We start from the raw sequence: 23,601 nt of genomic DNA, 5'->3' as shown, positions 1-23,601 counted from the left end.
CCCGATCCCCGCATTCACGACAGGAAAACCACCATGACCCAAGCCCAGACCGCCGCCGTGCAACCCGACGCGATCCCCGTGGCCGCCCCGACGTCGCAGCGCTGGCGCGTCGCCGACGTCGTCGCGCTGTTCGAGCTGCCGTTCAACGACCTGATGTTCCGCGCGCAGCAGGTGCATCGCGAGCACTTCGACGCGAACGCGGTGCAGCTGTCGACGCTGCTGTCGATCAAGACGGGCGGTTGCGAGGAGGATTGCGGCTACTGCTCGCAGTCGTCGCACCACGAGACGGGCCTGAAGGCCGAGAAGCTGATGGACGTCGACGCGGTGCTCGACGCCGCACGCGCGGCCAAGGCGAACGGCGCGAGCCGCTTCTGCATGGGCGCCGCATGGCGCAACCCGAAGGAGCGCCACATGCCTGCGCTGACCGAGATGGTGCGCGGCGTGAAGGAACTGGGCCTCGAGACCTGCATGACGCTCGGCATGCTGGAGGACGAGCAAGCCAAGGAACTCGCCGACGCGGGCCTCGATTACTACAACCACAATCTCGACACGTCGCCGGAGTTCTACGGCCAGGTGATCTCGACGCGCACCTACCAGGATCGTCTCGACACGCTCGACCGCGTGCGCGACGCGGGCATCAACGTGTGCTGCGGCGGCATCATCGGGATGGGCGAATCGCGCCGCGAACGCGCGGGCCTGATCTCGCAGCTCGCGAACCTGAACCCGTATCCGGAGTCGGTGCCGATCAACAACCTCGTCGCGATCGAGGGCACGCCGCTCGAAGGCACCGCACCGCTCGACCCGTTCGAGTTCGTGCGCACGATCGCGGTCGCGCGCATCACGATGCCGAAGGCCGTCGTGCGGCTGTCGGCCGGCCGCGAGCAGCTCGACGACGCGATGCAGGCGATGTGCTTCCTCGCGGGCGCGAACTCGATGTTCTACGGCGACCAGCTGCTGACCACGAGCAACCCGCAGACGCAGCGCGACCGCGCGCTGTTCGAGCGCCTCGGCATCCGCGCGAGCCAGGCCGACGCGCTGGCGGAGAACGCGTAAGCGCCGGCCTCGCGTCGTTCTGCGAAGGTTGCAGACGAAAAAACCGGGGCATGCCCCGGTTTTTTTTCGTCCGATCGTCTGCGCCGGGCCGGCCTGCGCGTCGCGCATCGCGGTCTTGCCCGCGCGCCGGATCGAAGCGTCGAGCCCGATCGTCAGCGTGCGCGTCGGCGCGACTTCCGCCTGCGCGTCACACGTGTGCGGCCGCGCCGTCGAGCGCCGCGCGCACGCGCGCGACGCGCTGTTCGTCGACCGGCGCCAGCACCTCGCCGCGCGGCCGCACGCCCGAGCCGAAGTGCACCGCGCGCACGCCGGTCGCGCGAACGAAATCGCCGACCGCGTCGATCGTGAGGCCCGAGCCGGCCAGCACCGTGCAGGTCGAGCCTGCCGCCTGGCGCACCAGCCGCGTGATCGTCGCGACCGCGTCGAGCACCGACGGATGGCCGCCCGAGGTCAGCACCGACGTGACCGCCGGCACGCGCAGCAGCGCGTCGAACGCGGCATTGAGGTCGCGCGACACGTCGAACGCGCGATGGAACGTCAGGTCGCGCCCGTCCGCGGCCGCCGCGATGCGCTGGAGCGCATCGAGATCGACGTCGCCGCGCGCATCGAGCGCGCCGAACACGACGCCGTTCGCACCAGCCGCGACGGCCGCGCGCACGTCGCGCTCGATCACGCGCAGGTCGTCGGCTTCGTAGATGAACGCGCGGCTGTGCGGGCGCACGATCACGTTCACCGGGATCGCCACGGCGGCCACGACGGCCTCGATCAGGCCGACGCTCGGCGTGAGCCCGCCTTCGCTGATCGCGGTCACGAGTTCGAGCCGGTCGGCGCCCGCGCGGGCAGCGGCCTTCGCGTCGCCGACGGTGGTGGCGATCACTTCGAGGAGAACGGAGGAAGCGGCGGTGCGGTTCATCGGCGGCTCGCGAATCGTCAGGACAATTCGCGCATCCTAGCCGAGCGGCATGAACCGCGCCAGCGCGACGCCGTCGCTATGCGCCGCCCGCTTCCTCGTCGATCCAGTCGATATCGCCGCACAGCACGTGCTGCGCATCGCCGATGCGCACCGCCACCGACAGCGTCACGCACGGCTGCGCCTCGTTGATCGACAGGTACGGGCGCGTCACCTGCACGCGTCCGGGCTCGGCGATCGCCGTGCGGAAATACGGCCGGCGCAGCCAGTTCGCACCCTGCGCATCCGACAGCGGCGAGAAGCGCGCCTCGGCGAGCGCGCGGTCCGCGCGCAGCACGACGTTGCGGCCGGCCTGCCGGCCGCGCGCGTCGAGCAGGAAGCAGCGCGCGGCATCGTCGAGCGCGAGGAAGTTCCAGCACACCTCGTCGAGCGGCTCGCCGGCCGCCACCCGCTCGGCCGCGCGCTCGAACGCGCGCAGGTATGGCGCGAGCCGCTGCGCGTCGCGCCGCTCGCGCGCTTCGGTCTGCTGGCGAAAGCGCTCGGTCAGCTCGCCGATGCAACCGGTCGCGGCCGCGCTGTCAGGTAGCCCGGGGGCCGGGCGGCCGAAGAAATAGCCCTGCACGAAATCGGCCTCGCACGACAGCGCGATCTGCGCGTCGTGCTCGGTCTCGATCCCCTCGACGAGCACCAGCTTGCCGGCCTCGTGCAGCAGCGTGACGAGCCCGTGCAGGATCGCGGTGAGCCCCGTGCGGTGCGCCGCGTGGGACAGCATGATCCGGTCGAGCTTCACGATGTCCGGGTTCAGCTGCCAGATCCGCTCGAGGTTCGAGTGACCGGCGCCGAAATCGTCGAGCGCGATCAGGAAACCCTGCGCGCGGAATTCGCGCACGGCCTCGGCGAGCCGCTCGACGTCTTCCGCGCGCTGTTCGAGCACTTCGAGCACGACGCGGCGCGGCGGCATGCCGATCCGCTTCAGGTTCGCGAACAGCGCGGCGGCCTGGAACGGGTCGGTCAGCACGCCCGGATGCACGTTGAGGAACAGCCACTCGCGCTCGGCGCCGAGCAGCGCGAAGTTCTCGAGATGCAGCGCCTGCGCGAGCCGGTCGAGCTGCAGCAACTCGCCCTGGCGCGCGGCCTCGCCGAACACGTCGAGCGGCGACACCGCGCGGTCGAGCGCATCATGCGCGCGCAGCAGCGCCTCGTAGCCCACCGCGCGCTGGTGCGACAGGCTGAAGATCGGCTGGAACACGGTCGTGAGCGACAGGTCGTGATGCTGCGTCGCCAGGCGCTCGAGGCCGGAGCTCATCTCCCGCTCGAAACGATACGGCGATGCGGTGGCCGGACGCTCCTGTTGCGCGATCGTCATGGCGCCCTCCTGGTGATGCAGCCGAACGCGGCGGTTGGTTGAGACGGCGCGCGCAATGTCATGGTGGAATCCTCGGTTGTCCGGCCGGTGCCGGACGGTAGGCAAGCATCAAGCAAGGTCCGTGCAAGGGCCGAACACGCGCGCCGCGCCTGCGTGCGGCGCCGCCGCACCAGCATGGCGCAGGCCGGATGCACCGTTCACGTGCATGCGCACCGGCGCACTCGAACGCACCCGCCGCGTCGTCACGCTAAACTCCGTACGGTCGTTTCATTCTCCGCAATCGCCGTCTCGATGGAAATCGTCTTCACAGTCCTGATCCTGCTGCTGACCGTCGCGCTGTCCGGCGCGGTCACACGCATCCTGCCGTTGCAGCTTCCGCTGCCGCTGATGCAGATCGCGTTCGGCGCGATGCTCGCGTGGCCGAAGCTGAACCTGCACGTCACGTTCGATCCCGAAATCTTCATGCTGCTGTTCATTCCGCCGCTGCTGTTCGCGGACGGCTGGCGGATTCCGAAACGCGAGCTGTACCTGCAGCGCCGCGCGATCCTGATGCTCGCGTTCGGGCTCGTGTTCATGACGGTACTCGCAGTCGGCTACTTCGCGCACTGGCTGATACCCGAGTTGCCGCTGCCGATCGCGTTCGCGCTCGCGGCCGTGCTGTCGCCCACCGACGCGGTCGCGCTGTCGGGCATCGCCGGCAAGGGACGGATCCCGCCGCAACTGATGCACATCCTCGAAGGCGAGGCGCTGATGAACGACGCGTCGGGCTTGGTCGCGCTGAAGTTCGCGGTCGCGGCCGCGCTCACCGGCATGTTCTCGCTGCGCGATGCGTCGATCACGTTCGTGATCGTCGCCGCCGGCGGGCTCGCGACGGGCGCGCTCGTGTCGTGGGGGTTCAGCGCGCTGTCGACGCGCTTCCTGAACGCCGAGCAGGAAGGCGATCCGGCCCCCGGCATCGTGATGACGCTGCTCGTGCCGTTCGCCGCCTATCTGTTCGCCGAGCATCTCGACCTGTCGGGCGTGCTCGCGGCCGTGTCGGCGGGGATGATGATGAACTACACGAGCTTCTCCCGCAAAAGCACCGTCGCGTCGCGCGTGCGGGCCGAAAGCACGTGGGCGATGATCGAGTTCGTGTTCAACGGCATGGTGTTCATCATGCTCGGGCTGCAGTTGCCGCACATCATCGGCCGCGCGCTCGTCGACGCGCACCACACGAGCGACGCGCTCGTCGGCCGGATGATCTTCAACGTGTGCGCGATGATGATCGCGCTGTATGCGATCCGCTTCCTGTGGGTCTGGCTGCTGCGCTGGATCGCGAGCCGCCGCGCCGCGCGCCACGGCCTCGCGGGCACGATGGCCGGCGTGCGCACGATCGCGGTGATGACGGTCGGCGGCGTGCGCGGCGCGGTCACGCTCGCGGGCGTGCTGTCGATCCCCGTCGCGCTGTCCGACGGCGCGCCGCTGCCCGGGCGCGACACCGCGATCTTCGTCGCATCGGCGGTGATTCTCGGTTCGCTGATCGTCGCGGTGATCGGCCTGCCGCTGCTGCTGCGCGGCGTGCGCTCGACGCGCAACCCGCTCGCCGACGAGGAGCGCACCGCGCGCGCGGCCGCCGCGCAGGCCGCGATCCGCGCGATCGACTCGTCGCACGACGCGATCTCGGCCGATCTCGACGAATCGGGCGCCGCGCGCTGCGCGGACATCTCGGCGCGCGTGATGGACCAGTACCGCCGCCGCCTCGCCGCGCTCGCCGACGACGGCCCGACCCCGCGCGCGCAAGCCAAGCAGGCGGAGACGATGGAACTGCAGATGCGGATCGCGGCGGTGCGCGCGGAACGTTCGGTGCTGTACCGGATGCGCAGCGAAAGCAGGATTTCCGACGAGACGCTGACGAAGCTGATCCGCGAGATCGACCTGTCGGAAACGGCACTGTCGACGCGCAAGAAAGGACTCGTCTGAGCGGCTGCGCCGCGGTGCGATTGCACGGCCGCTCAAAAAAAACGGCGACGCACGAGCGTCGCCGTTTTCACATCCGCCCGCCGCGGCGTTACTTCGCGACGACGACCGGAATCCCCTTCAGCATTCCCGCGCCCTTCATCTCATCGAGCACGTGCTGCACTGCCGCACTCGTCGCCGCGTCGATGCCGAGCTGCAGCGCGAGCTCGCGCTCCGCACGCTTCACGCCCGCGAGGTTGCGCACCTTCACGTGACCGAAGCCGCGCACGCGGGCATGCAGATCGGCCAGTTGCGCGACCTGCGCCGCATTGCCGGCGGTCACCGCGGCGAGCGCGCGCGTGAGCGTGGTTTCGTAGTCGTCCGCGAGCGCGCGCTCCATCCTGCGCTCGGCCGTGCGGCCGAACGGATCGAGCCACGTGCCGCGCAGGCTGCGCACGCGCGCGAGCGTGCCGAGCACCGGCCACATCCACTGGCCGAACACGCGCTTCTTCGGCACGCTGCCGTCGCGGCCGGCCTTCGCGACCGTCGGCGGCGCCAGATTGAACTTCACGCGATAGTCCTGCCCCGGCACGCCTTCGAACTGCGCTTCGAGCGCCGTGCGGAACGCGCCGTCCGCATACAGCCGGGCAACCTCGTATTCGTCCTTCACCGCGAGCAGCCGGTAGAACGTCGTCGCGACCGCACGCGTCAGCGCATCGTCGCCCTTCGCGCGCGCCGCGTTCACCAGTGCGCGGTAGCGCTCGACGTAACGCACGCCGCCGTAGGCGTCGAGGCGCGCTTCGCGATCGGCGATCAGCTCGGCGAGCGTCTCCGGCGCGGCGTGCACGGCCACCGCGTGACGCGCGTTCCACAATGCGTCGAGGCCCGCCGCGTCGCCGGCCGCCATCCGGCCGATCGCGAACGCGAGCTTGTTCATCGGCACCGCGACGTTGTTCAGCTCGATCGCGCGCATCATCGCGGCGAGCGACACCGGCACGAGGCCAAGCTGCCACGCGTAGCCGAGCATCAGGATGTTCGCGCCGATCGAGTCACCGAGGAATTTCGCGGCGAGCGCCTGCGCGTCGCAGCTCGACAGGTAGCCGTCGCCGGCCGCGTGATGCATTTTTTCGAGCAGCGCATCCGCGTGCAGGTTCGCGTCGGGGTTCTGCACGAACGACGCGTTCGGAATCCGGTGCGTGTTGACCACGATCCGCGTGCGCTCGTGGCGCACCGTCTGCAGCGCCTCGGCGCTCGCGCCGACGACCATGTCGCACGCGAGCAGCACGTCGGCCTGCTGCGTGTCGATGCGCACCTGGTTCAGCCACCGGTCGCTCGACGCGATCCGCACGAACGACAGCACCGAGCCGCCCTTCTGCGCGAAGCCCATGAAGTCGAGCACCGACGCGCTCTTGCCTTCGAGGTGCGCGGCCATGCTGATCAGCGCGCCGACCGTCACGACGCCCGTGCCGCCCACGCCCGTGACCAGCATGTCGTACGGCGCCGCGTCGAGATGGGTCGCGGGCACCGGCAGCGCGTCGACGCGCACGGCGAGCGCGGCTTCGTCGAACGCCGCGCCCGCGGCCTTCTTCAGCGCCGCGCCTTCGACCGTCACGAAGCTCGGGCAGAAGCCGTTCACGCACGAGTAGTCCTTGTTGCACGACGACTGGTCGATGCGGCGCTTGCGGCCGAGCGGCGTCTCGAGCGGTTCGACCGACAGGCAGTTCGACTGCACGCCGCAGTCGCCGCAGCCTTCGCATACCGCGTCGTTGATGAACAGCCGCTTGTCCGGGTCGGGGAATTCGCCCTTCTTGCGGCGGCGGCGCTTCTCGGCCGCGCAGGTCTGGTCGTAGATCAGCACGGTGACGCCCGGCGTCTCGCGCAGCTCGCGCTGCACCGCGTCGAGTTCGCTGCGGTGATGGAACGTCGTGCCCTTCGGGAACAGCCCGTGATGACCGTCGTACTTCTCCGGTTCGTCGGACACCACGACGAAGCGCGACACGCCTTCCGCCTCGACCTGCCGCGCGATCTGCGGCACCGAGATGCTGCCGTCGACCGGCTGGCCGCCCGTCATCGCGACCGCGTCGTTGTAGAGGATCTTGTACGTGATGTTCGCTTTCGCGGCGACCGCCTGGCGGATCGCGAGAATGCCCGAATGGAAGTAGGTGCCGTCGCCGAGGTTCTGGAACACGTGCTTCGTGTTGGTGAACATCGCGTGCGCGGCCCAGTCGACGCCCTCGCCGCCCATCTGGATCAGGCCCGTCGTGTCGCGCTCCATCCACGACGCCATGAAGTGGCAGCCGATGCCGGCCTGCGCGATCGAGCCTTCCGGCACCTTCGTCGACGTGTTGTGCGGGCAGCCCGAGCAGAAGTACGGCGTGCGCTTCACCGCGTCCGCCTCGTTCGACAGTATCTGCGGCGCGACGAGATCGACGACGCGCTCGCGCCGGTCGAGCGCCGGCTTGTGCCGCGCGAGCCAGGTGGCGAACACCGGCAGGATCCGCGACGGGCGCAGCTCGCCGAGCTCGGACAGCAGGCACGCGCCTTCGGCGTCGTGCTTGCCGAGCACGCGCGGGCGCGCACCGTCCGCGCGGTTGTACAGGTAGTCCTTGATCTGCTGCTCGATCACCGGGCCCTTCTCTTCGATGACGAGCACTTCCGACAGTCCGTCGACGAAGGTTTCGATCCGTGTCATTTCGAGCGGATACGACAGGCCGACCTTGTAGATCCGCACGCCGGCCGCTTCCAGGTCGGCGACGGTGAGGTCGAGCCGGCGCAGCGCCTCCATCAGGTCGAGGTGCGCCTTGCCGCACGTGACGATGCCGACGTTCGCGTGCGCGCTCGACGCGATCCATTTGTCGATGCTGTTGGTGCGCGCGAAGTGGCGCACCGCGTCGAGCTTCGCGGCGAGGCGCGCTTCGATCGTGAGGCTCGGCAGGTCGGGCCAGCGGTTGTGCAGGCCGCCCGCCGGCGGTGTGAAGCCCGCCGGCGCCGGCCATTGCGTCTGCAGCGCGTCGAGATCGACGGTCGAGCCCGACTCGACGGTTTCCGAGATCGCCTTGAAGCCGACCCATGCGCCCGAGTAGCGCGACAGCGCCCAGCCGTACAGGCCGAACTCCAGCATGTCGGCGATGTTCGACGGGTTCACGACCGGCATGTGCCACGCGATCATCGCGAAGTCGCTCTGGTGCGGCATCGACGACGACACGCAGCCATGGTCGTCGCCGGCCACCACCAGCACGCCGCCGTGCGGCGACGAACCGTATGCGTTGCCGTGCTTCAGCGCGTCGCCGGCGCGGTCGACGCCGGGGCCCTTGCCGTACCACATCGCGTACACGCCATCGACGGTGCGCTCCGGGTCCGCCTCGACGCGCTGCGTGCCGAGCACGGCGGTGCCGCCGAGTTCCTCGTTGATCGCGGGCAGGAAGCGCACGCCGCTGCCGTCGAGCAGTTTCTTCGCCTTCCACAGCTGCTGGTCGACCATCCCGAGCGGCGAGCCGCGGTAGCCGCTGACGAAGCCGGCCGTGTTCAGGCCCTGCGCGGTATCGGCTGCGCGCTGCATCAGCAGCAGGCGGACCAGCGCCTGCGTGCCGGTCAGGAAGATCCGGCCGCGCGTGGCGGTCAGGTTGTCGGTCAGGCGGTAGTCGGATAGAGCGGGCGTGCCGTCGACGGGCAGGCGGGCGGTCATGGGGATGTCTCCTGATTGTGTGTTCTGGGCCGCGCACGGGGCGTCGGGCGACGCCGGCCGGGGCTGCGGCTGGATGGCTCTATTTTTTCGCGGGGAGACGAGAAAGTTTTTTCTCATCTTGCTCGGATGACGCCGGAGCGAGAAAAACTGCGCAGGTTTCGGTCGGAAATCGAGAGATTTTTCGCGCGGGGTGGCGGGCGGCTGTTCGGGGCGTGTCGGGGTGGGCAGGCGGGTTGCCTCGAAAAGGCCGGAATGCGCGGGAGGCGGGCCGCGGGCGCGGCGGCGGGCGCTCGCAGGCCGTGCGGCAAGGGCTCGGGGGGCGGAACGGGCGAGCCCTCACCCATCGAATGCACAGCGTTCGGATTGATCGCGGGTGCGGGATGTCCACAATGCCGGGGCTGCGTTTCGGGCTGGCCCGCGCGCTCACCATTCGGTTGCACAGGGTTTCGAGTCGCGCCGGAGGCCGGATGTCCACACCTCGATCGGTCCGCGGTTCGAGCGGATGCCGACGCTCACCGTCGAAATTCACAGCGCGGCGAGTCGATGTTGGCGGAAGATATCCACACCGTCGGATTCCTGCGCCGACGACGCGGCGTTCGACCTCACCTGTGGGATGCACAGGTTTGCGAGTCGATTCGGCAGCGCGATATCCACACCGCCGTCCGCCCTCGCGACGTTTCGGAGCGTCCGGGCGACGCGGGACAGCGCGCTTCAGTGTGGATGGGCCCGCCTCCGCAAGCGCCCGCACGGCCTTGGCGTTCGTCGGCGCATGCAGTCGCGTCGCCGGACGAGGTGCCGGCACGGGTTTGGATATCGCCCACACCAGGCGCTGAAATTCCAGTGAATTTCGATGATGAGCATCGGCACGCAATCGAACAAGGATGCCGATCCGGGTGTGGACAGCCCAACCCGCGACGACTCGAAACGCTGTGCATTTCGACGGTGAGCGCCGGCACCCGATCAAACGCGAGCGCCGATCCGGATGCGAACAGCCCGCCACACGACAACGCCAAACGCCGTGATTTGCAACGGTGAGTGACTGCACGGCGATTGAACGAGGGTGCCGATTCAGGTGTGGATAGTTCGATCCGCGACCACTCGAGACGCTGTGACTTGCAACAGTGAGCGACGGCACGGCAGTCGAACGAGGGCGCCGATTCGGGTGTGGATAGCTCGATCCGCGACCACTCGGAACACTGTGAAATTCAACGGTGAGCGAAGGCACGGTATCGCACGAAAGCGCCGATTCAGGCGTGACCGGCAGCACCTGCAACCACGCCGAGGCCCACGCATCCGCAGTCGCACCGACGCGGCAGAGCAGCACGCGCGCGCCCTCTCCACCGAAAGACACAGCACGTCGACTGCTTTCGGCGATCGGATATCCACATCGCGGCAAGCACGCGAATGGCACGCGCGATCACGCGTGCGGTTAGAATGCGCGACCCCGAAGCCGCGTCGAAGATCGGGAACGGGCACGCAAGGCGACACCTGGCCTGTCCGGGTACCGACGCTCACCATTGAAATACACAGCGCTTCGAGTGAATTCCACGGCAGGATATCCACACCGCGATGCGTGCGCGGCTCTATCTCCGATCCGCACTCGCCGTTAGAATGCGCGGCGCTCCGGATTTCGCGCGACGCCCGGAAGTCCGCACCAGGCAAGTCTCACGCGCGATCGGTCGGCGGCGCTCACCGGTCAAAGGCACAGCATTTTTCTTCGTCGCGATTCCCGGTTGTCCACACCCTGCATCGCGCATCCGGCCGCATCCGGTCGCACTCACCGGTGAAATGCACAGTCTGCCGAGTGGTTTCGAGGCCGGGATATCCACAACCGACGCGGCGAAAAAATTCATCGCGGGCGCTGCGGCAACGTCGGTTCACGCACCTGCCCGCGATCGGCGCCGGATGCCGGAAAGCCCCGCAAATTCGGCCTCCGGACGCACGCTCACCGTTCGAATCCACAGCATTTCGAGTGGGCGGAAACCCGGTTGTCCACATCCGCGCCGAAGCGGACGGCGCCCGCAAGCGCGGTCATTCGGCAATCGAACGGATGATCCGCGCCGGGTTTCCGCCAACCAGCGTATTCGGCGGAACGTCGCGCGTCACGACGGCACCCGCGCCGACAACCGAGTTCTCGCCGACCGTCACGCCGCCGATGATCGTCGCACCCGCGCCGATCCACACGTTGCTCCCGATCACGATCGGCCGGGCGACGACGGCGTCGCGCCGGCGGGACGGCTCGACCGGATGGCCCGACGTGATGAGACTGACGTTCGGCCCGATCATCACGTCGTCGCCGATGTCGAGGCCGCCGAGGTCATAGAACGTGCAGTTCTGGTTGATGAACACGTTGCGGCCGATCCGCGTATCGGCGCCGCCCGTCGCATAAAACGGCGGGATCAGCAGAAAACCGTCGTCCATCGCCCTTCCGATCAGTTCTCCGAACAATGTCCGGACGTCGTGCGCATCGTCGAACGTCAGACGGTTGAGCCGCGCGGTGATCGCCATCGTCCGCCCGAGCTCGGCGCGCATCGCGGCCGATTCCGGCGTGCGCCGGGGAATGATCGTGGTGCGATCGTCGTTCGCCATTCGTTGCCGTTCTCCGTGCGCGATCGAACCGGCAACGCCGCGCATCACGCAGCGCCTGACTCGTCGAATACGATCGCATCGCCTTGAATTCAGTCAGTCGGTCGACCCGCGCAGGGTCACCCGGTTTCCTCGTTTCGCGCCCCGCCGACGGCCATCGACCGGACTCGTGCGGGCAGCGCCGACGCTACTGCAAAGCCAGCGGAACAGCAGGGTCGTGACCGCTGCAGCCGAGCTGCGCATACGTCAATCTCAAACTAGTTGTTTCATGACTAGTTAATTCATGAACTTCCGCCATACCAGGCTTTGCGGGAAATTCCCTACCCGCCCGCATCCGCCCGGACACATACGACACGCGCCCGCGCCAGGCTCCGCCATTCTCGCCGTCCGCCCCTGTCCGAACCTCTCCCGCTCGGGTACGCTTGAGCATCCACCGACCCGACACGCACACCCATACGCGGAGGCGCGATGAAGCTCTACTACTGGCCGAAGACCCGGGCATTCCGGGCGCTGTGGATGCTGGAGGAAATCGGCGCCGTCTACGAGCTCGTGCCGATCGACTTGCGATCGCACGAACAGGGTAGCGACGCGTTCGTCCAGGTCAATCCGATGGCCAAGCTGCCCGCGCTCGACGACGGCAGCGAACCGTTCGCCGAATCCGGCGCCGTGCTGCTCTATCTCGCCGATCGCTGTCCGGGCGCCGGGCTCGGCATTGCACCGGACGATCCGCTGCGCGGCCGCTTCCTGCAGTGGATGTTCTTCACGCCCACCTGCCTCGAGCCGGCGATGGCCGAGAAATTCACCGGCGCGTCGGGCAATCCGGTCGCCTTCGGCTGGGGCAACATCACGCGCGTGCAGCGTGCGCTCGCGCAAACGCTCGCCCACAGCCGCTGGCTCGTCGGCGATCATTTCACCGCGGCCGACCTGCTGCTCGCCAGCACGCTGAAGATCGCGTTCGACGCGCACCTGCTGCCGCACGAAGGCGTGCTCGGCGACTACGTCGCGCGCGCCGAGGATCGCGACGGCCATCGCCGCGCGATCGCGGTCGAACAGCGCGAAGCGGCGCGCCTGCTGCATGCGTGACGCGTGAACGGCGCGGCCTTCCGGCGCGGCAGCCGCGCCCGGAGGCCGGCGCCCGCTCGCGCCGCGCACGGCCGTCATGCAGCCGGCCCGGGCGTCTGCGCGGCCGTGCCGGCCTCGACCACCACGCCCGGCGAGCCGCGCTCGTCCGTATCGGTGTCGACCGGCACGACTTCGTGAAAATGCGTGTAGTCGATGTGCGTGATGCCGCCTTCGTCGTGCATCAGGTCGACATAGCGATGACGCCAGCGGATCTCCGCATGCGTCCATGAGTAGCGCGCCTGCATGACTTGCGCGGTCGTCTCGTCGGAGCCCTCGATCGTGATCAGCAGCGACGCGTCGCGCGCGGCGAGCGACTCGGCCGTCTCGCCGAACAGCGGGCTCGTTTCGTCGATCACGTGCATCAGGTTCCAGCCGAGCAGGAAGATCGGATGCTCGTTGCGCACGAGCGGCAAGTCGTGGATCTTGCGCAGCATATAACCCTCGTGCGTGCCTTCGACGCGCATCAGCCGCAGTTTCGCCTGCGCTTCGGCGATCACGTTCTGGCGCGCATTCGCGGCGCGCACCATCAGCGTCATCCGCCCGTTCAGCGGACGCACGATCGCGTAACGCGCGAACAGGATCTTCGCCTGCGGCCGCGAGAAGCGCGCGAACACGAGGCCGGTCGCGAGCGCGATGCCCGACATCCCGATGAAGATCTCGAAGGTCGAGACGACGTGCGCGTAGACGGTCTGCGGATGCATGTCGCCATAACCGACCGTCGCGAGTGTCTCGACGCTGAAGAAGAACGCGCCGGCGAACCCGGCCGGCGACTGGTTCGCGATCGGCGCGTGGCCGAGCAGGTAGAGCGTCGCGAAGCCGCCGTTGAGCAGCAGAAACAGCACCGCGAGCGACAGGAAGAATACGGGCCAGCTCACCGTCAGCGCGCGGTGATAGAGGTCGCGCCAGCCGAGCGGCGGCATCCCGTACGCGATCACGGGGCGGGTGCCCGACCAGATCTTGCGGCCGCGGCCGCGGGAGGCTGGGGAGGACGAATCGACGTTCATCGCGCGAGGGCCTGGAGCAAGGAGGCGATGAGCGTAGCACGCGCGGGCGGCGGCCGGGAATGCGCAGCGATGCGGAGCGGGCCTTGCGCGTGCGGCGCGAAAAAAAGCCGGCCGCATGGGCGGCCGGCTTCGCGGTCGTTCGGCGTGCTCGCGGCGCGGCCTGGGGCTTGCGGCCTGCCGCCTGCCGCCGAACTTACTTGCGGTCGACGATCACGCGGTCGAACGTGCCGCCGTCGGCGAAGTGGGTCTTCTGCGCATTCGCCCAGCTGCCGAAAACCTGCTCGACGCTGAACGTCTTCAGCGGCTTGAACTCGGCCGCATGCTTCTTCAGCACGGTCGCGTCGCGCGGGCGCAGATGGTGCTGCGCGATGATCTCCTGCGCCTGCGGCGTGTACAGGTAGTCGAGATACGCCTGCGCGACCTTGCGCGTGCCCTTCTTGTCGACGACCTTGTCGACGACGGCGACGGGCGGCTCCGCGAGGATGCTCGCCGACGGATACACGGCGTCGAATTCCGCCCCCGACGCACCGGTGTCCATCAGCGCGACTTCGTTCTCGAACGTGACGAGCACGTCGCCGATGCCGCGCTGCGTGAAGGTCGTCGTCGCGCCGCGGCCGCCCGAGTCCAGCACCGGCACGTTGCGGAAGATCGCCTTCTCGAAGTCGAGCGCCTGCTGGTCGGTCGCGCCCTTCTGCTTCTGGTAGCCCCACGCGGCGAGGTACGCGTAGCGGCCGTTGCCCGACGTCTTCGGGTTCGCGATGATCACCTGCACGCCCGGCTTCGCGAGATCGCTCCAGTCCTTGATCGCCTTCGGATTGCCCTTGCGCACGAGGAACACCATCGTCGTCGAGTACGGCGAGCTGCCGTCGGGGAAGCGCGCGCGCCAATCCTTCGGCAGCAGCTGGCCGCGCTCGGCGAGCAGGTCGATGTCGTTCGGCTGGTTCATCGTCACGACGTCGGCCTGCAGCCCCTGCAACACCGACAGCGCCTGCGCGCTCGACGCGCCGTGCGACTGCTTGATCGTCACCGTTTCACCCGTCTGCTGCTTGTAGGCGGCGGCGAAGCTCGTGTTGATGTCCTTGTACAGCTCGCGCGTCACGTCGTACGACACGTTCAGGATCGACGTGTCCGCATGCGCGGCCGTGGCCGCCACGACCAGCGCCGCCGCGGCGCCCGTGTGCAGCCAGCGGCCGATCCCCTTGATGCTTGCCATCGTGATATGCCCCGTTTCCAGTGGTGGTGGATATGCGTGACGGCACGCGTACGCGCTGTCATCGAAACGTAAGCGGGCATTCTAACGGCCGGGCGCGACGCACTTTCCAATCTGTCGTGGAAAGCAAATCTCTAATTCTGCTAAGCGGCGCGCGTCGCTCGCGTACGCGCCGGATCCGGTGTTAAGATCGCCGTTCAGCCCCTTTCACGGTTCATCCATGTCCGTTGCCCCGCGTTCGCCGTCGATCCTTGCCGCCATCGCGGCAGGCGCGCCCGCGGCCGGGCTGAAACTGAAAAAACGACACCTCGACTGACGGGGGCGTCGCGTCCCGTCAGGCGAATGCCGGACGGGATGCCCGCAGGTCGTTTCTTTCTCCTTGCTCGCACGCCTCGCTCCGGCACCCCGCCGGCGGAACGGTTCCTTCCCACTCCGTTTCCACCATGAGGCTTTGCATGTACACACGTTTCGAAGGTATCTGGCTGCCGCTCGTCACGCCGTTCCACGACGGCGAGGTCGACCACGGCGCGCTCGCGCGGCTCGCGCGTCACTATGCGGCGGTGGGCGTCGCCGGGTTCGTCGCGGGCGCGACGACCGGTGAAGGCGTGCTGCTCGACGCGCGCGAACAGGACGCCGTGTTCGCGACGCTGCGCGATGCGGTGCCCGACCTGCCGATCGTCGTCGGCCTCACCGCGAGCGCGACGCACTTCGCAGCCGCCCGCGCACGCGAACTCGCCGCGCTGCGGCCCGACGGGCTGCTCGTCACGCCGCCCGTCTACGTTCGGCCGACGCAAGACGGGATCCGCCGCCACATTGAGGCGATCGTCGAGGCGGCCGACCTGCCGGTCCTCGTCTACAACATCCCGTATCGCACCGGCGTGAACGTCGAACTGGAGACGCTGCAGGCGCTCGCGCGCGATCCGCGCGTCGCGGGCATCAAGGAATGCGGCGGGACGCTCGACCGGATGAGCCGTCTCGTGCACGAGACGCCGCTCGCAATTCTCTCCGGCGACGACAACCAGAACTTCGCCGCGCTGTGTGCCGGCGCGCATGGCGCGATCGCCAGCAGCGCGCACGTGCTGCCCGAATGGCACGTGCGCATCCACGCGCTCCTGCGCGACGGCCGGCTCGCCGACGCGCGACGGCTGTCGGTCGCGCTGCAGCCGCTCGTCGCGGCGCTGTTCGCCGAGCCGAATCCGGCGCCGGTGAAGGCGGTGCTGGCTGCGCAGGGGTGGTGCGAGGACGGGCTGCGGTTGCCGTTCGTGCCGGCGAGCGCGGGGTTGCGGGAGAGGCTCGGCAAGCTGTGCGCGGCGCTGGAGGCGTCGGCGCAGGGGGTCGCGGCAGCGTAGGATTTCGCTCCCGAAACTGTTTCAGACCGTCAGAATCCGCGACGCGCCATACTGCGCAAGATGGCCGTCGGCGGTGATGAGCAGCATCGGTTCGGACCAGGCCTGCGCGACCAGCAAGCGGTCGAACGGATCGCGATGGTAGTGGGGCAGATAGCGCACGGCCGCGCCGTGCGCGGCCCGAACCGGCAGCTCCCGATATCGGCTCATCGCAATCGCTTCGACCATCCGGTCCACATCCACGTCCAGCTTTCCCGTCCCGGCCTTGATCGCGACTTCCCAGATGCTCGCGCTGCTGATGAACACCTCGTCGGCTTCGGCAATCAGGTTGCGCGCGCGAGCGCTCAATTTCGGATCATTGGCCCACATCCAGAGAAAGATGTGCGTATCGAATAGCAGCCGCATCACTTTCCTTCGAACGCATCCAGCAAATCATCGGGAAGCGGTGCGTCGAAGTCGTCCGCGATCCATATCTGCCCCTCGAGGAGCCCGTAATGATGAATCGGCTTGAGCGGCACGAGCCGGACCGACTGCTTGCCGTCCTGCATGATCACGACGCGTTCGCCGGCGATCGCGGCATCGAGAAGCCGCTGAAGATCGAGCGCGGCTTCCGGGACAGTGGCAACTTGCATGATGGCCTCCGTTGAGTGATCCACCATTGTCACGACATTCGCCCCGTCCCTCCAATAGGCCGAACGCCCAGCCGGGCGCAGGCGTGTCGATCGCCATCACGCCGCCAGCGCCCCCGCGTCCCCTCGCGTCGCGTCCCGCACCGCCTGCGTGACGATCCGCGCGAGCCGCTCGACGGTCGGCGTCGCCGACGACGTCCGCCGCAGCAGCATCAGCGGCAGGCCCGGCAGTGCCGGCAGCCCGGACGACGCCGCGCCGAGCACACGCACCGACGCGGGCAGCCCGTAGTGCGAGCGCACGGTCAGCCCGAGGCCGGCCGCCGCCGCCGCCCACAGCCCGGCCAGGCTCGGCGTCGTGAACGCAACGCGCCACGGTACGCCCGCACGGTCGAGCGCATCGGTCGCCGCGCCGAAGAAGCGGCACGGCCGGTCGAACACGACGAGCGGCAACGGCTCGCCCGATGCGCGCATCGCACGCAGACGCGCGGCGCCGTCGTCGACCGCATCCGCCGGTCCGTCGGCGTCCGGCACGCCGAAACCGCTCGCGCCGCCCGCCGCGATCCACTGCATCGGCACCTGCGCGATCGCGTCGCTGTCGATGCCCGCGCGCGACACCAGCGCCGCCGACGCCGGGTCGCCCCACACGAGCGCGAGATCGAGCTGGTTCGCGTCGAGCCGCTCGAGCAACTCGGCATTGCGCGCGACGCGCGCCTCGATCCTCACCTTCGGATGCGCACGCGCGAAACGCCCGAGCACGTCGGGCAGGATCGCTTCGCCGAAGTCCTCCTGAAGGCCGACCCGCACCCAGCCGTCGAGATTCACGCCGCGCACGGCCGCGGCCGCTTCGTCGTTCAGCTCGATCATCCGCCGCGCATAGCGCAGCATCGCGTCGCCGGCGTCGGTCAGCGCGAGCCCGCGGCCGGCCTTCACGAACAGCGGCGTGCCGGCCTGTTCCTCGAGCTTGCGGATCTGCGCGCTCACCGCCGACGACGAACGCGCGACGCGATCGGCGGCCTTCGCGAAGCTGCCGAGATCCACACCCGCGACCAGGCTGCGCAGCGCCGCGACGTCGAAGTTCGGCCGGGCCAGCGTGGCGTCGGGTGCCACGAGCGACGCCTCGCCGTGGGCAGGGTCTTGTCCGGACATCTCAATCATCCCGTTTTATCGAACGATTCATCAAAAACTTTCCGATTTTCAGGATGAATGTAGGTCGCCACACTGGCGATGTCAATTTCCACACGGGCCCTGTCGCCATGGATACCTCCTGCCTAGCATCCCCGTCCCCGTCCTTGCCAGCGCGCGACGCGCGCGGCCCGGCCCATCGCTGGCGCGTGCTCGCGGCCGGCGTCGCCGCGAACATGAGCTTTTCCGCCGCCGCGGCGGGCATTCCGACCACCGCCGTGTGGATGCGCTCGGCCTATCACCTCGACAACGGCGCGCTGGGCCTCGTGCTCGGCGCGCTCGGCTTCGGCGTCGCACTGTCCGAACTGCCGTGGGGGATCGCCGCCGACCGCTTCGGCGATCGTCGCGTACTGCTCACCGGCCTCGTCGCGACCGCCGCGATGCTGGCGCTGATGGTGGCCACGATCGTCCCGGCCGCGCACGCGGTGCCGCCGCTCATGCGCGTCGTCGCTGCGATGTGCTGCGTCGGCCTGCTCGGCGGCAGCGTGAACGGCTCGAGCGGACGCGCGGTGATGCGCTGGTTCGGCGAGCGCGAACGCGGGCTCGCGATGAGCATCCGCCAGACGGCCGTGCCGCTCGGCGGCGGCGTCGGCGCGGCGCTGCTGCCGTCGCTCGCGTCGCATGCGGGCTTCGCCGCGGTGTACGGCGCGCTGATGCTGCTGTGTGCCGGATCGGCCGCGCTCACGTGGCGCTGGCTGCACGAACCGCCCGACGCGGCGGCCACCGCGCCCGCCGACGCGAACCGCGCCGTCGGGCACCAATCGCCGGCCGCGCCCGCGCGCAGTCCGCTCGCGAGCGGCCGCGTCTGGCGCATCGTGCTCGGCATCGGCGCGCTGTGTGCACCGCAGTTCGCGGTACTCACGTTCGCGACCGTGTTCCTGCACGATTTCGGCCGGCTCGGCCTCGCCGGCATCAGCGCGGCGATGGTCGCGCTGCAGTTGGGCGCGATGGTGATGCGCGTGTGGAGCGGCCGCCATACCGACCGGCACGGCAACCGGCGTGCGTACCTGCGCGGGTCGGTCTGCGTCGCGTCCGGATCGTTCGCGCTGCTCGCGGCCGCGACCGCCGGCAGCCCGCATGTGCCGCTCGCAGCGATCGTCGCGATCCTCGTGTTCGCCGGCATCTGCGTGTCGGCCTGGCACGGCGTCGCGTACACCGAACTCGCGACGCTCGCGGGCGCGAACCACGCAGGCACCGCCCTCGGGATGGCGAACACGGTCGTCTATCTCGGGCTGTTCGCGACGCCGCTCGCGATTCCGCCGCTGCTCGCCGTCAGCTCGTGGAGCGTGGTGTGGCTCGCCACCGCGCTGATCGCGGCGGCAACGTACCCGTTGTTTGCCCGCTAGCCAGCAAGCGGGCTCCAGCGGCGACGCCCGTCCTGCCGACCGCATGGCGCGGCATTCAGAACTTGTACACGGCCGACAGCATCGCCGAGCGGCCGTCGCCGAACTCGACGGCCGACGATTGCGATGCGTTTCCCGCCACCTGCCGCACACGTTCGACATAGGCGCGATCGAACAGGTTGTCGACGTTCAGCTGGAAGCGCAGCCTGCGGCTCACGTCGTACGACGCCATCAGGTTGTGCACCCAGTACGCGCCGAGCTTGCCGTCGCCTTGCGACGTCACGTTGCGCCGGCCGACGAAGTGCGAACCGTAGCCGACCGTCCAGCCGGCCGGCAACCGATAGGTCGTCCACAGGTTGAACGCGTGCCGCGGCGTGTTGCCGAGCGCCTGTCCGTCGCGGCGCGGCGTGGCCGGTGAACTGAGCGTGACGCTCGCGAGATACGTGTAGTTGGCGAACACGTCCCACTGCGGCGTCACCTTGCCGGCGGCCCCGAGCTCGATGCCGCGAACGCGCTGCCGGCCCACGAGCGCGTAGCTGCCGTCAGCCATGCGTTCGCGCGCGTTGTTCTTTTCGGTCTGGAACAGCGCGCCGTTCAGCGCGACGCCCGCGAGCCCCTCCCATTTCGCGCCGAGCTCCAAACTCTCGTTCGTCTCGGGCGCGAGCGCACCGGTCGCCGCGCTCACGCCGGAGCCGGAGGTCGCGAGAAATTCGGCGGACGGGTTGAACGACGTGCCGTACGCGAAATACGCGCGACCGTTGTCGGTCGGCTTGAACACGAGCCCCGCGCGCGTGCTCAGGTGACGGTCGGAACTGTCCGCGCGCTCGGCGGGCTTGCCGGCCGCGGCCCCTTCCGCCCAGCCGTCGATCCAGTCGTGCCGCAGCCCGACGTCGATGTCCCAGTAGCGGCCGACCGAGATCGTGTCGAACGCGTACAGCGCCTTCACGACCAGCGCGGTGTCCTGGCGGGCACTGTCCTCGCGCTGCGCCGGGCCGCGCCACACGCCGGGCGGCGCCGCGAGCGCAAAGCCGTCGGCCGGGTAGAACCGGTTGAGCCCGTACGAATAGGTCGTGCGGCCGTACGTTTCGCGCGAGATCTCGAAGCCCGTGACGAGCGTATGCCCGACGCCGAACGTCGTGAACGTGCTCGTCACGTTCGTCTGGTTCGCCCACATCGCGGTCGACGCGTCGCGGCCGTAGCCTTGCGGCCCGGCCGGCTTGTAACGCCCGGGCGGCAGCCCTTCCAGGCTCACGCGCGCTCCCGAAATCACCGTATCGCGATTCAGGTGCGCGTAGCGGCTCAGGTTCTGCACCTTCAGGCCGGACGACACGTCGTGCTCGGCCTTCACCGTGACGGCATCCGTGGTGATCCGTTCGCGATCCAGATTGCGCCAGCCGAAATAGCGGTCGCGCGACATGCCGGCCAGCACCTGGCCGTTGTGCGCAGGCAGCCCGTAGTCGGGCAGGTTGTTGTCGTACTGGTGAAAATAGCCGAGCGTGACGCGCGTCGGCGTGCCGACGCCGAACGCGAGCGACGGCGCGACGCCCCAGCGGCGCTTGCGGATGTCGTTGCGGCCCGGCACGTCGTTCACATGCGCCATCGCGTTCAGGCGGAACGCGGCCCGGCCTTCGGTGCCGGGCACCGGCCGGTTCGCATCGAGCGTCACGCGGCGGTAGCCGGACGTACCGAGCATCGTGCCGGCCTCCGTGAGCGCGCCGGCTTTCGGCGTCTTGCTGATCAGGTTCACCGAGCCGCCCGTCGTGCCCGCGCCGCCGAATACCGAGTTCGGCCCCTTGATCACCTCGACCGCCTCGACGTTGAACAGGTCGCTGCGATTGTTCTGCGCACTATCGCGCAACCCGTCGAGCTGCAGGTTCGCGTTCGCGCCGAAGCCGCGGATATTGAACATGTCGCCCGACCCGCCGCCGCCTTCTCCAGCGTTGAACGTGATGCCCGCGACGTTCGACAGCGCGTCGCGCAGGCTCAGCGCCTGCTGTTCGTCGAGCACCGCGCGTGGCACGACGGTGATCGTCTGCGGCACGTCGAGCAGCGGCGTCGCGTATTTGGCGGAACCCGACCGGTCGACGCGCGTACCGGCGTCGCGATTGCCGTGGACGAAGATCGGGCTCAGGTGCGGCGCGTGGCGCGGCTCGTCCTCTGCCGCGCACGCAGGCGCGGCGGCACAGGTCACCATCGCGAACGCAACGGACGCGGTCGCGCGACGCGGCGGCGTCGCGCTCGACAGAATGCAACGGCTCATGTTCACTCCACCCCATTAACGAGAATGATTCTCATTCAATAGAAATGGAGTCGACGTGGCAATTGGACACGTACGAACTTCGGGATCCGAATGAATCGTCGAACGACGCGGGCACGGCGCAGTGTGGCGTCTCGATCATTTGCACGGAGCGTGAGACAGCTGGCTGCGTGCGGTCTTCGCGTTCAGGAGGCCGCCGACGCTGTACACGCCACCGATGCGCGGCACCGTGAAATGGCAGCCGTTCGTCACACGCGGGCGGCGCACCACGCCCCACGGCGCCCGCGCATCCGTCAGGCCGCCTCGCGCGCCAGCGCGCGCCGCGCGGCCGGCCGCTCGGCCTCGCGCTGCGCGTGGGCTGTCCACGCCGCATGCTGCGTCATGTCGAGTCCGATCGCGACACCCCAGCGATACAGCACCAACAGGAACGGATCGACGATCGAATGCGCACCCGGTTCAGCCCACGTTCGGCCATCGGCGAGCGCGGCCTCGATCGAGGCGTTCGCGGCTTCGATCGTGCCGCGCCCGTGTGCGCTGACCGCGCCGTGCAGCGCCGGATCGCCGATGAAGCGGCCCGGCCGCCACAACGCGCCGTAGCCGACGCCGTGCACCCAGCCGACCAGCCAGGCGAGCCATTCATGACACCGCGCCTCGCGCAGCGGTTCGCCGAGCGGCAGCAATTGCGCGTCCGGATAGCGGTGCGCGAGATACGTGAGGATCGCAGGCGTTTCGGTCAGCACGCTCGGCTCGCCCGGAATCGCGAGCACGGGCACGCGCGCCTTCGCGTTGATCGCCAGATAGGGCGCTGCGAGGTTCTGCTGCTTCTGCACCGAGACGATCTCGACGTCGAACGGCGCGCCGGTTTCCTCCAGCGCGATATGAGCGGCTAGCGAGCAGGCGCCCGGCGAAAGATAGAGACGATATGCGTTCATGGTGTGTGGCCCGACGGCGCTGTGGAAGACGGAACCGAGTGTAGGAACGCATCCCGATGCGCGGCAAACGAAGAATTGTCGTGCTTGAGCATTAGTGTTACTAATACCCGCATGCGACGCATCCACCTCCCCCCGCTCCAGACGCTGCGTGCGTTCGAAGCCGCCGTGCGGCTGCAGAGCTTCACGCGCGCGGCCGATGCGCTTGCGCTCACGCAAGGCGCCGTCAGCCAGCACATCCGCGCGCTCGAGGCGCAGCTCGGCTACCCGCTCTTCACGCGCGAACGCAACGGCGCAACGCCAACGCATGCCGCGCATGCGCTCGCGCTACAGGTGCGCCAGGGCCTGAGCGTGCTCGAACGCGCGTTCGAGCCGGCGCTCGCCGTACGCAGCCGCCCGCGTACCTGCGACGTGACGCTGAACGTCAGCGTGCTGCCAAGTGTCGCCGAGCGCTGGCTCGCACCACGCCTGCCGCGCTTCACGGCCGCGCATCCGCACATCGCGATCGCGCTGCACCCGGACGTGGCGCTCGCGCCGCTGCGCAAGCGCGACCGCATCGACGTCGCGCTGCGCTACGGGCCCGGCAGCTGGCCGGGCGTCGTCGCCGAAAAGCTGATGAACGAGACGATCTTCCCGGTCGCGAGCCCCGCGTACCGCAATCGCGACGGCATTGCGCCGCGCGTGCCGGCCGATCTCGTGCGCGCGACGTTGCTGCGCCATCCCGCGCAGCCATGGGAACCGTGGCTCCAGGCTGCGCGGCTCGACCTCACCGAATCCGCTCGCGCGCCGCGTTTCACCGATGCGAATGCGCTGATCGACGCGACGCTGAAAGGGCGCGGCGTCGCACTCGCGCGCCGCTCGCTGATCGAGCCCGAGCTCGCGGACGGCACGCTCGTGCGCGTATCGACGGTGCGCGTGACCGACGTGTATGCGCACTACGTCGTATGGCGCCCCGGCCATCCGCAGGAAGCGGCGATCCGCACGTGGCTCGACTGGCTGCGCAGCGAAGCGCGGCGCAGAACGCCGCGCCGCTGACGCTGCGGC

Annotated in this window: 18 protein-coding genes; 6 read left to right on the top strand and 12 right to left on the bottom strand. The window is 69.1% G+C overall.

Annotation, left to right across the window (positions count from 1 at the left end):
• Positions 1-33: 33 nt before the first annotated feature.
• Positions 34-1,053 carry a biotin synthase BioB gene (gene bioB / locus DID98_RS28110; protein ID WP_124520646.1) on the top strand — a complete coding sequence of 340 codons (1,020 nt, stop codon included), beginning with the start codon at positions 34-36 and terminating at the stop codon, positions 1,051-1,053.
• Positions 1,054-1,240: 187 nt separating this feature from the next.
• Here bioB and DID98_RS28105 read toward each other — a convergent pair whose 3' ends face one another.
• Entirely contained in the window at positions 1,241-1,966 is a 726-nt protein-coding gene (locus tag DID98_RS28105) for a copper homeostasis protein CutC (RefSeq protein WP_124520644.1), read from the bottom strand.
• 76 nt (positions 1,967-2,042) lie between these two features.
• The gene (locus DID98_RS28100) at positions 2,043-3,329 is read right to left on the bottom strand and encodes an EAL domain-containing protein (protein WP_044846173.1); all 1,287 of its coding nucleotides are present in this window, start codon (positions 3,327-3,329) and stop codon (positions 2,043-2,045) included.
• 291 nt (positions 3,330-3,620) lie between these two features.
• Here DID98_RS28100 and DID98_RS28095 point away from each other — a divergent pair, with 291 nt between their 5' ends.
• Complete coding sequence (locus tag DID98_RS28095; RefSeq protein ID WP_124486591.1) at positions 3,621-5,288, top strand: Na+/H+ antiporter; 1,668 nt, start codon at positions 3,621-3,623, stop codon at positions 5,286-5,288.
• A gap of 88 nt (positions 5,289-5,376) precedes the next feature.
• Here DID98_RS28095 and DID98_RS28090 read toward each other — a convergent pair whose 3' ends face one another.
• The 3 genes from DID98_RS28090 to DID98_RS28080 all read right to left on the bottom strand — a co-directional run bounded on the left by DID98_RS28090 (position 5,377) and on the right by DID98_RS28080 (position 11,538).
• Positions 5,377-8,949: an indolepyruvate ferredoxin oxidoreductase family protein gene (locus DID98_RS28090; RefSeq protein ID WP_124571784.1), complete on the bottom strand. Its 3,573-nt coding sequence runs from the start codon at positions 8,947-8,949 to the stop codon at positions 5,377-5,379.
• A gap of 525 nt (positions 8,950-9,474) precedes the next feature.
• Positions 9,475-9,603, bottom strand: coding sequence for a hypothetical protein (locus tag DID98_RS36405; protein ID WP_260428116.1), 129 nt, complete (start codon positions 9,601-9,603; stop codon positions 9,475-9,477).
• A 1,377-nt stretch (positions 9,604-10,980) separates the two neighbouring features.
• Positions 10,981-11,538 carry a sugar O-acetyltransferase gene (locus DID98_RS28080; protein WP_124486594.1) on the bottom strand — a complete coding sequence of 186 codons (558 nt, stop codon included), beginning with the start codon at positions 11,536-11,538 and terminating at the stop codon, positions 10,981-10,983.
• A 465-nt stretch (positions 11,539-12,003) separates the two neighbouring features.
• Between DID98_RS28080 and DID98_RS28075 the strand changes: the two genes are divergently transcribed.
• On the top strand, positions 12,004-12,618 hold the full coding sequence (locus DID98_RS28075; protein WP_124571782.1) for a glutathione S-transferase family protein: 615 nt from the start codon (positions 12,004-12,006) through the stop codon (positions 12,616-12,618).
• Positions 12,619-12,692: 74 nt separating this feature from the next.
• On the opposite strand, the gene DID98_RS28070 is transcribed toward DID98_RS28075, so the two are convergent.
• The gene (locus DID98_RS28070) at positions 12,693-13,661 is read right to left on the bottom strand and encodes an ion channel (RefSeq protein ID WP_124486595.1); all 969 of its coding nucleotides are present in this window, start codon (positions 13,659-13,661) and stop codon (positions 12,693-12,695) included.
• A 193-nt stretch (positions 13,662-13,854) separates the two neighbouring features.
• Positions 13,855-14,874, bottom strand: a complete 1,020-nt coding sequence (locus tag DID98_RS28065) for a sulfate ABC transporter substrate-binding protein (RefSeq protein ID WP_044846167.1) — start codon at positions 14,872-14,874, stop codon at positions 13,855-13,857.
• A gap of 452 nt (positions 14,875-15,326) precedes the next feature.
• Between DID98_RS28065 and dapA the strand changes: the two genes are divergently transcribed.
• A complete protein-coding gene (gene dapA, locus DID98_RS28055) occupies positions 15,327-16,220 on the top strand; it encodes a 4-hydroxy-tetrahydrodipicolinate synthase (RefSeq protein WP_124571781.1) in 894 nt (297 codons plus the stop codon).
• A gap of 21 nt (positions 16,221-16,241) precedes the next feature.
• Here dapA and DID98_RS28050 read toward each other — a convergent pair whose 3' ends face one another.
• The 3 genes from DID98_RS28050 to DID98_RS28040 all read right to left on the bottom strand — a co-directional run bounded on the left by DID98_RS28050 (position 16,242) and on the right by DID98_RS28040 (position 17,992).
• Positions 16,242-16,622, bottom strand: coding sequence for a type II toxin-antitoxin system VapC family toxin (locus DID98_RS28050; protein ID WP_014895868.1), 381 nt, complete (start codon positions 16,620-16,622; stop codon positions 16,242-16,244).
• On the bottom strand, positions 16,622-16,849 hold the full coding sequence (locus DID98_RS28045; RefSeq protein ID WP_124486598.1) for a type II toxin-antitoxin system Phd/YefM family antitoxin: 228 nt from the start codon (positions 16,847-16,849) through the stop codon (positions 16,622-16,624). Before DID98_RS28045 ends, DID98_RS28050 begins: the two co-directional genes overlap by 1 nt.
• A 96-nt stretch (positions 16,850-16,945) precedes the next feature.
• Positions 16,946-17,992, bottom strand: a complete 1,047-nt coding sequence (locus DID98_RS28040; protein ID WP_124571780.1) for a LysR substrate-binding domain-containing protein — start codon at positions 17,990-17,992, stop codon at positions 16,946-16,948.
• 107 nt (positions 17,993-18,099) lie between these two features.
• Between DID98_RS28040 and DID98_RS28035 the strand changes: the two genes are divergently transcribed.
• The gene (locus DID98_RS28035) at positions 18,100-19,374 is read left to right on the top strand and encodes an MFS transporter (protein WP_124571779.1); all 1,275 of its coding nucleotides are present in this window, start codon (positions 18,100-18,102) and stop codon (positions 19,372-19,374) included.
• A gap of 55 nt (positions 19,375-19,429) precedes the next feature.
• Here DID98_RS28035 and DID98_RS28030 read toward each other — a convergent pair whose 3' ends face one another.
• Positions 19,430-21,631: a TonB-dependent siderophore receptor gene (locus DID98_RS28030; protein ID WP_124571778.1), complete on the bottom strand. Its 2,202-nt coding sequence runs from the start codon at positions 21,629-21,631 to the stop codon at positions 19,430-19,432.
• A 290-nt stretch (positions 21,632-21,921) separates the two neighbouring features.
• The gene (locus tag DID98_RS28025) at positions 21,922-22,560 is read right to left on the bottom strand and encodes a glutathione S-transferase family protein (protein ID WP_124571777.1); all 639 of its coding nucleotides are present in this window, start codon (positions 22,558-22,560) and stop codon (positions 21,922-21,924) included.
• Between the two features lie 111 nt (positions 22,561-22,671).
• On the opposite strand from DID98_RS28025, the gene DID98_RS28020 reads away from it, so the two are divergent.
• Positions 22,672-23,592 (top strand): LysR substrate-binding domain-containing protein, encoded by a 921-nt coding sequence (locus tag DID98_RS28020; RefSeq protein ID WP_124486603.1) that lies wholly within the window; start codon positions 22,672-22,674, stop codon positions 23,590-23,592.
• Positions 23,593-23,601: the final 9 nt, after the last annotated feature.

This window comes from Burkholderia sp. Bp8984 (assembly GCF_003853755.1).
Taxonomy (GTDB): Bacteria; Pseudomonadota; Gammaproteobacteria; order Burkholderiales; family Burkholderiaceae; genus Burkholderia.
Note: the sequence above shows the minus strand (reverse complement) of the source record. Positions and strands in the feature narration are given on the sequence as shown.

Excerpts from the sequence above, each read along its gene's own strand:
- DID98_RS28095 (WP_124486591.1), top strand. The coding sequence starts at position 3,621 with ATGGAAATCGTCTTCACAGTCCTGATCCTGCTGCTGACCGTCGCGCTG.
- DID98_RS28075 (WP_124571782.1), top strand. The coding sequence starts at position 12,004 with ATGAAGCTCTACTACTGGCCGAAGACCCGGGCATTCCGGGCGCTGTGG.
- DID98_RS28035 (WP_124571779.1), top strand. The coding sequence starts at position 18,100 with ATGGATACCTCCTGCCTAGCATCCCCGTCCCCGTCCTTGCCAGCGCGC.
- DID98_RS28065 (WP_044846167.1), bottom strand. The coding sequence starts at position 14,874 with ATGGCAAGCATCAAGGGGATCGGCCGCTGGCTGCACACGGGCGCCGCG.
- DID98_RS28090 (WP_124571784.1), bottom strand. The coding sequence starts at position 8,949 with ATGACCGCCCGCCTGCCCGTCGACGGCACGCCCGCTCTATCCGACTAC.
- DID98_RS28070 (WP_124486595.1), bottom strand. The coding sequence starts at position 13,661 with ATGAACGTCGATTCGTCCTCCCCAGCCTCCCGCGGCCGCGGCCGCAAG.
- DID98_RS28020 (WP_124486603.1), top strand. The coding sequence starts at position 22,672 with ATGCGACGCATCCACCTCCCCCCGCTCCAGACGCTGCGTGCGTTCGAA.
- DID98_RS28050 (WP_014895868.1), bottom strand. The coding sequence starts at position 16,622 with ATGCGGCTGCTATTCGATACGCACATCTTTCTCTGGATGTGGGCCAAT.
- DID98_RS28080 (WP_124486594.1), bottom strand. The coding sequence starts at position 11,538 with ATGGCGAACGACGATCGCACCACGATCATTCCCCGGCGCACGCCGGAA.
- DID98_RS28105 (WP_124520644.1), bottom strand. The coding sequence starts at position 1,966 with ATGAACCGCACCGCCGCTTCCTCCGTTCTCCTCGAAGTGATCGCCACC.
- DID98_RS28025 (WP_124571777.1), bottom strand. The coding sequence starts at position 22,560 with ATGAACGCATATCGTCTCTATCTTTCGCCGGGCGCCTGCTCGCTAGCC.
- DID98_RS28030 (WP_124571778.1), bottom strand. The coding sequence starts at position 21,631 with ATGAGCCGTTGCATTCTGTCGAGCGCGACGCCGCCGCGTCGCGCGACC.
- dapA (WP_124571781.1), top strand. The coding sequence starts at position 15,327 with ATGTACACACGTTTCGAAGGTATCTGGCTGCCGCTCGTCACGCCGTTC.
- DID98_RS28100 (WP_044846173.1), bottom strand. The coding sequence starts at position 3,329 with ATGACGATCGCGCAACAGGAGCGTCCGGCCACCGCATCGCCGTATCGT.
- DID98_RS28040 (WP_124571780.1), bottom strand. The coding sequence starts at position 17,992 with ATGTCCGGACAAGACCCTGCCCACGGCGAGGCGTCGCTCGTGGCACCC.
- DID98_RS28045 (WP_124486598.1), bottom strand. The coding sequence starts at position 16,849 with ATGCAAGTTGCCACTGTCCCGGAAGCCGCGCTCGATCTTCAGCGGCTT.
- bioB (WP_124520646.1), top strand. The coding sequence starts at position 34 with ATGACCCAAGCCCAGACCGCCGCCGTGCAACCCGACGCGATCCCCGTG.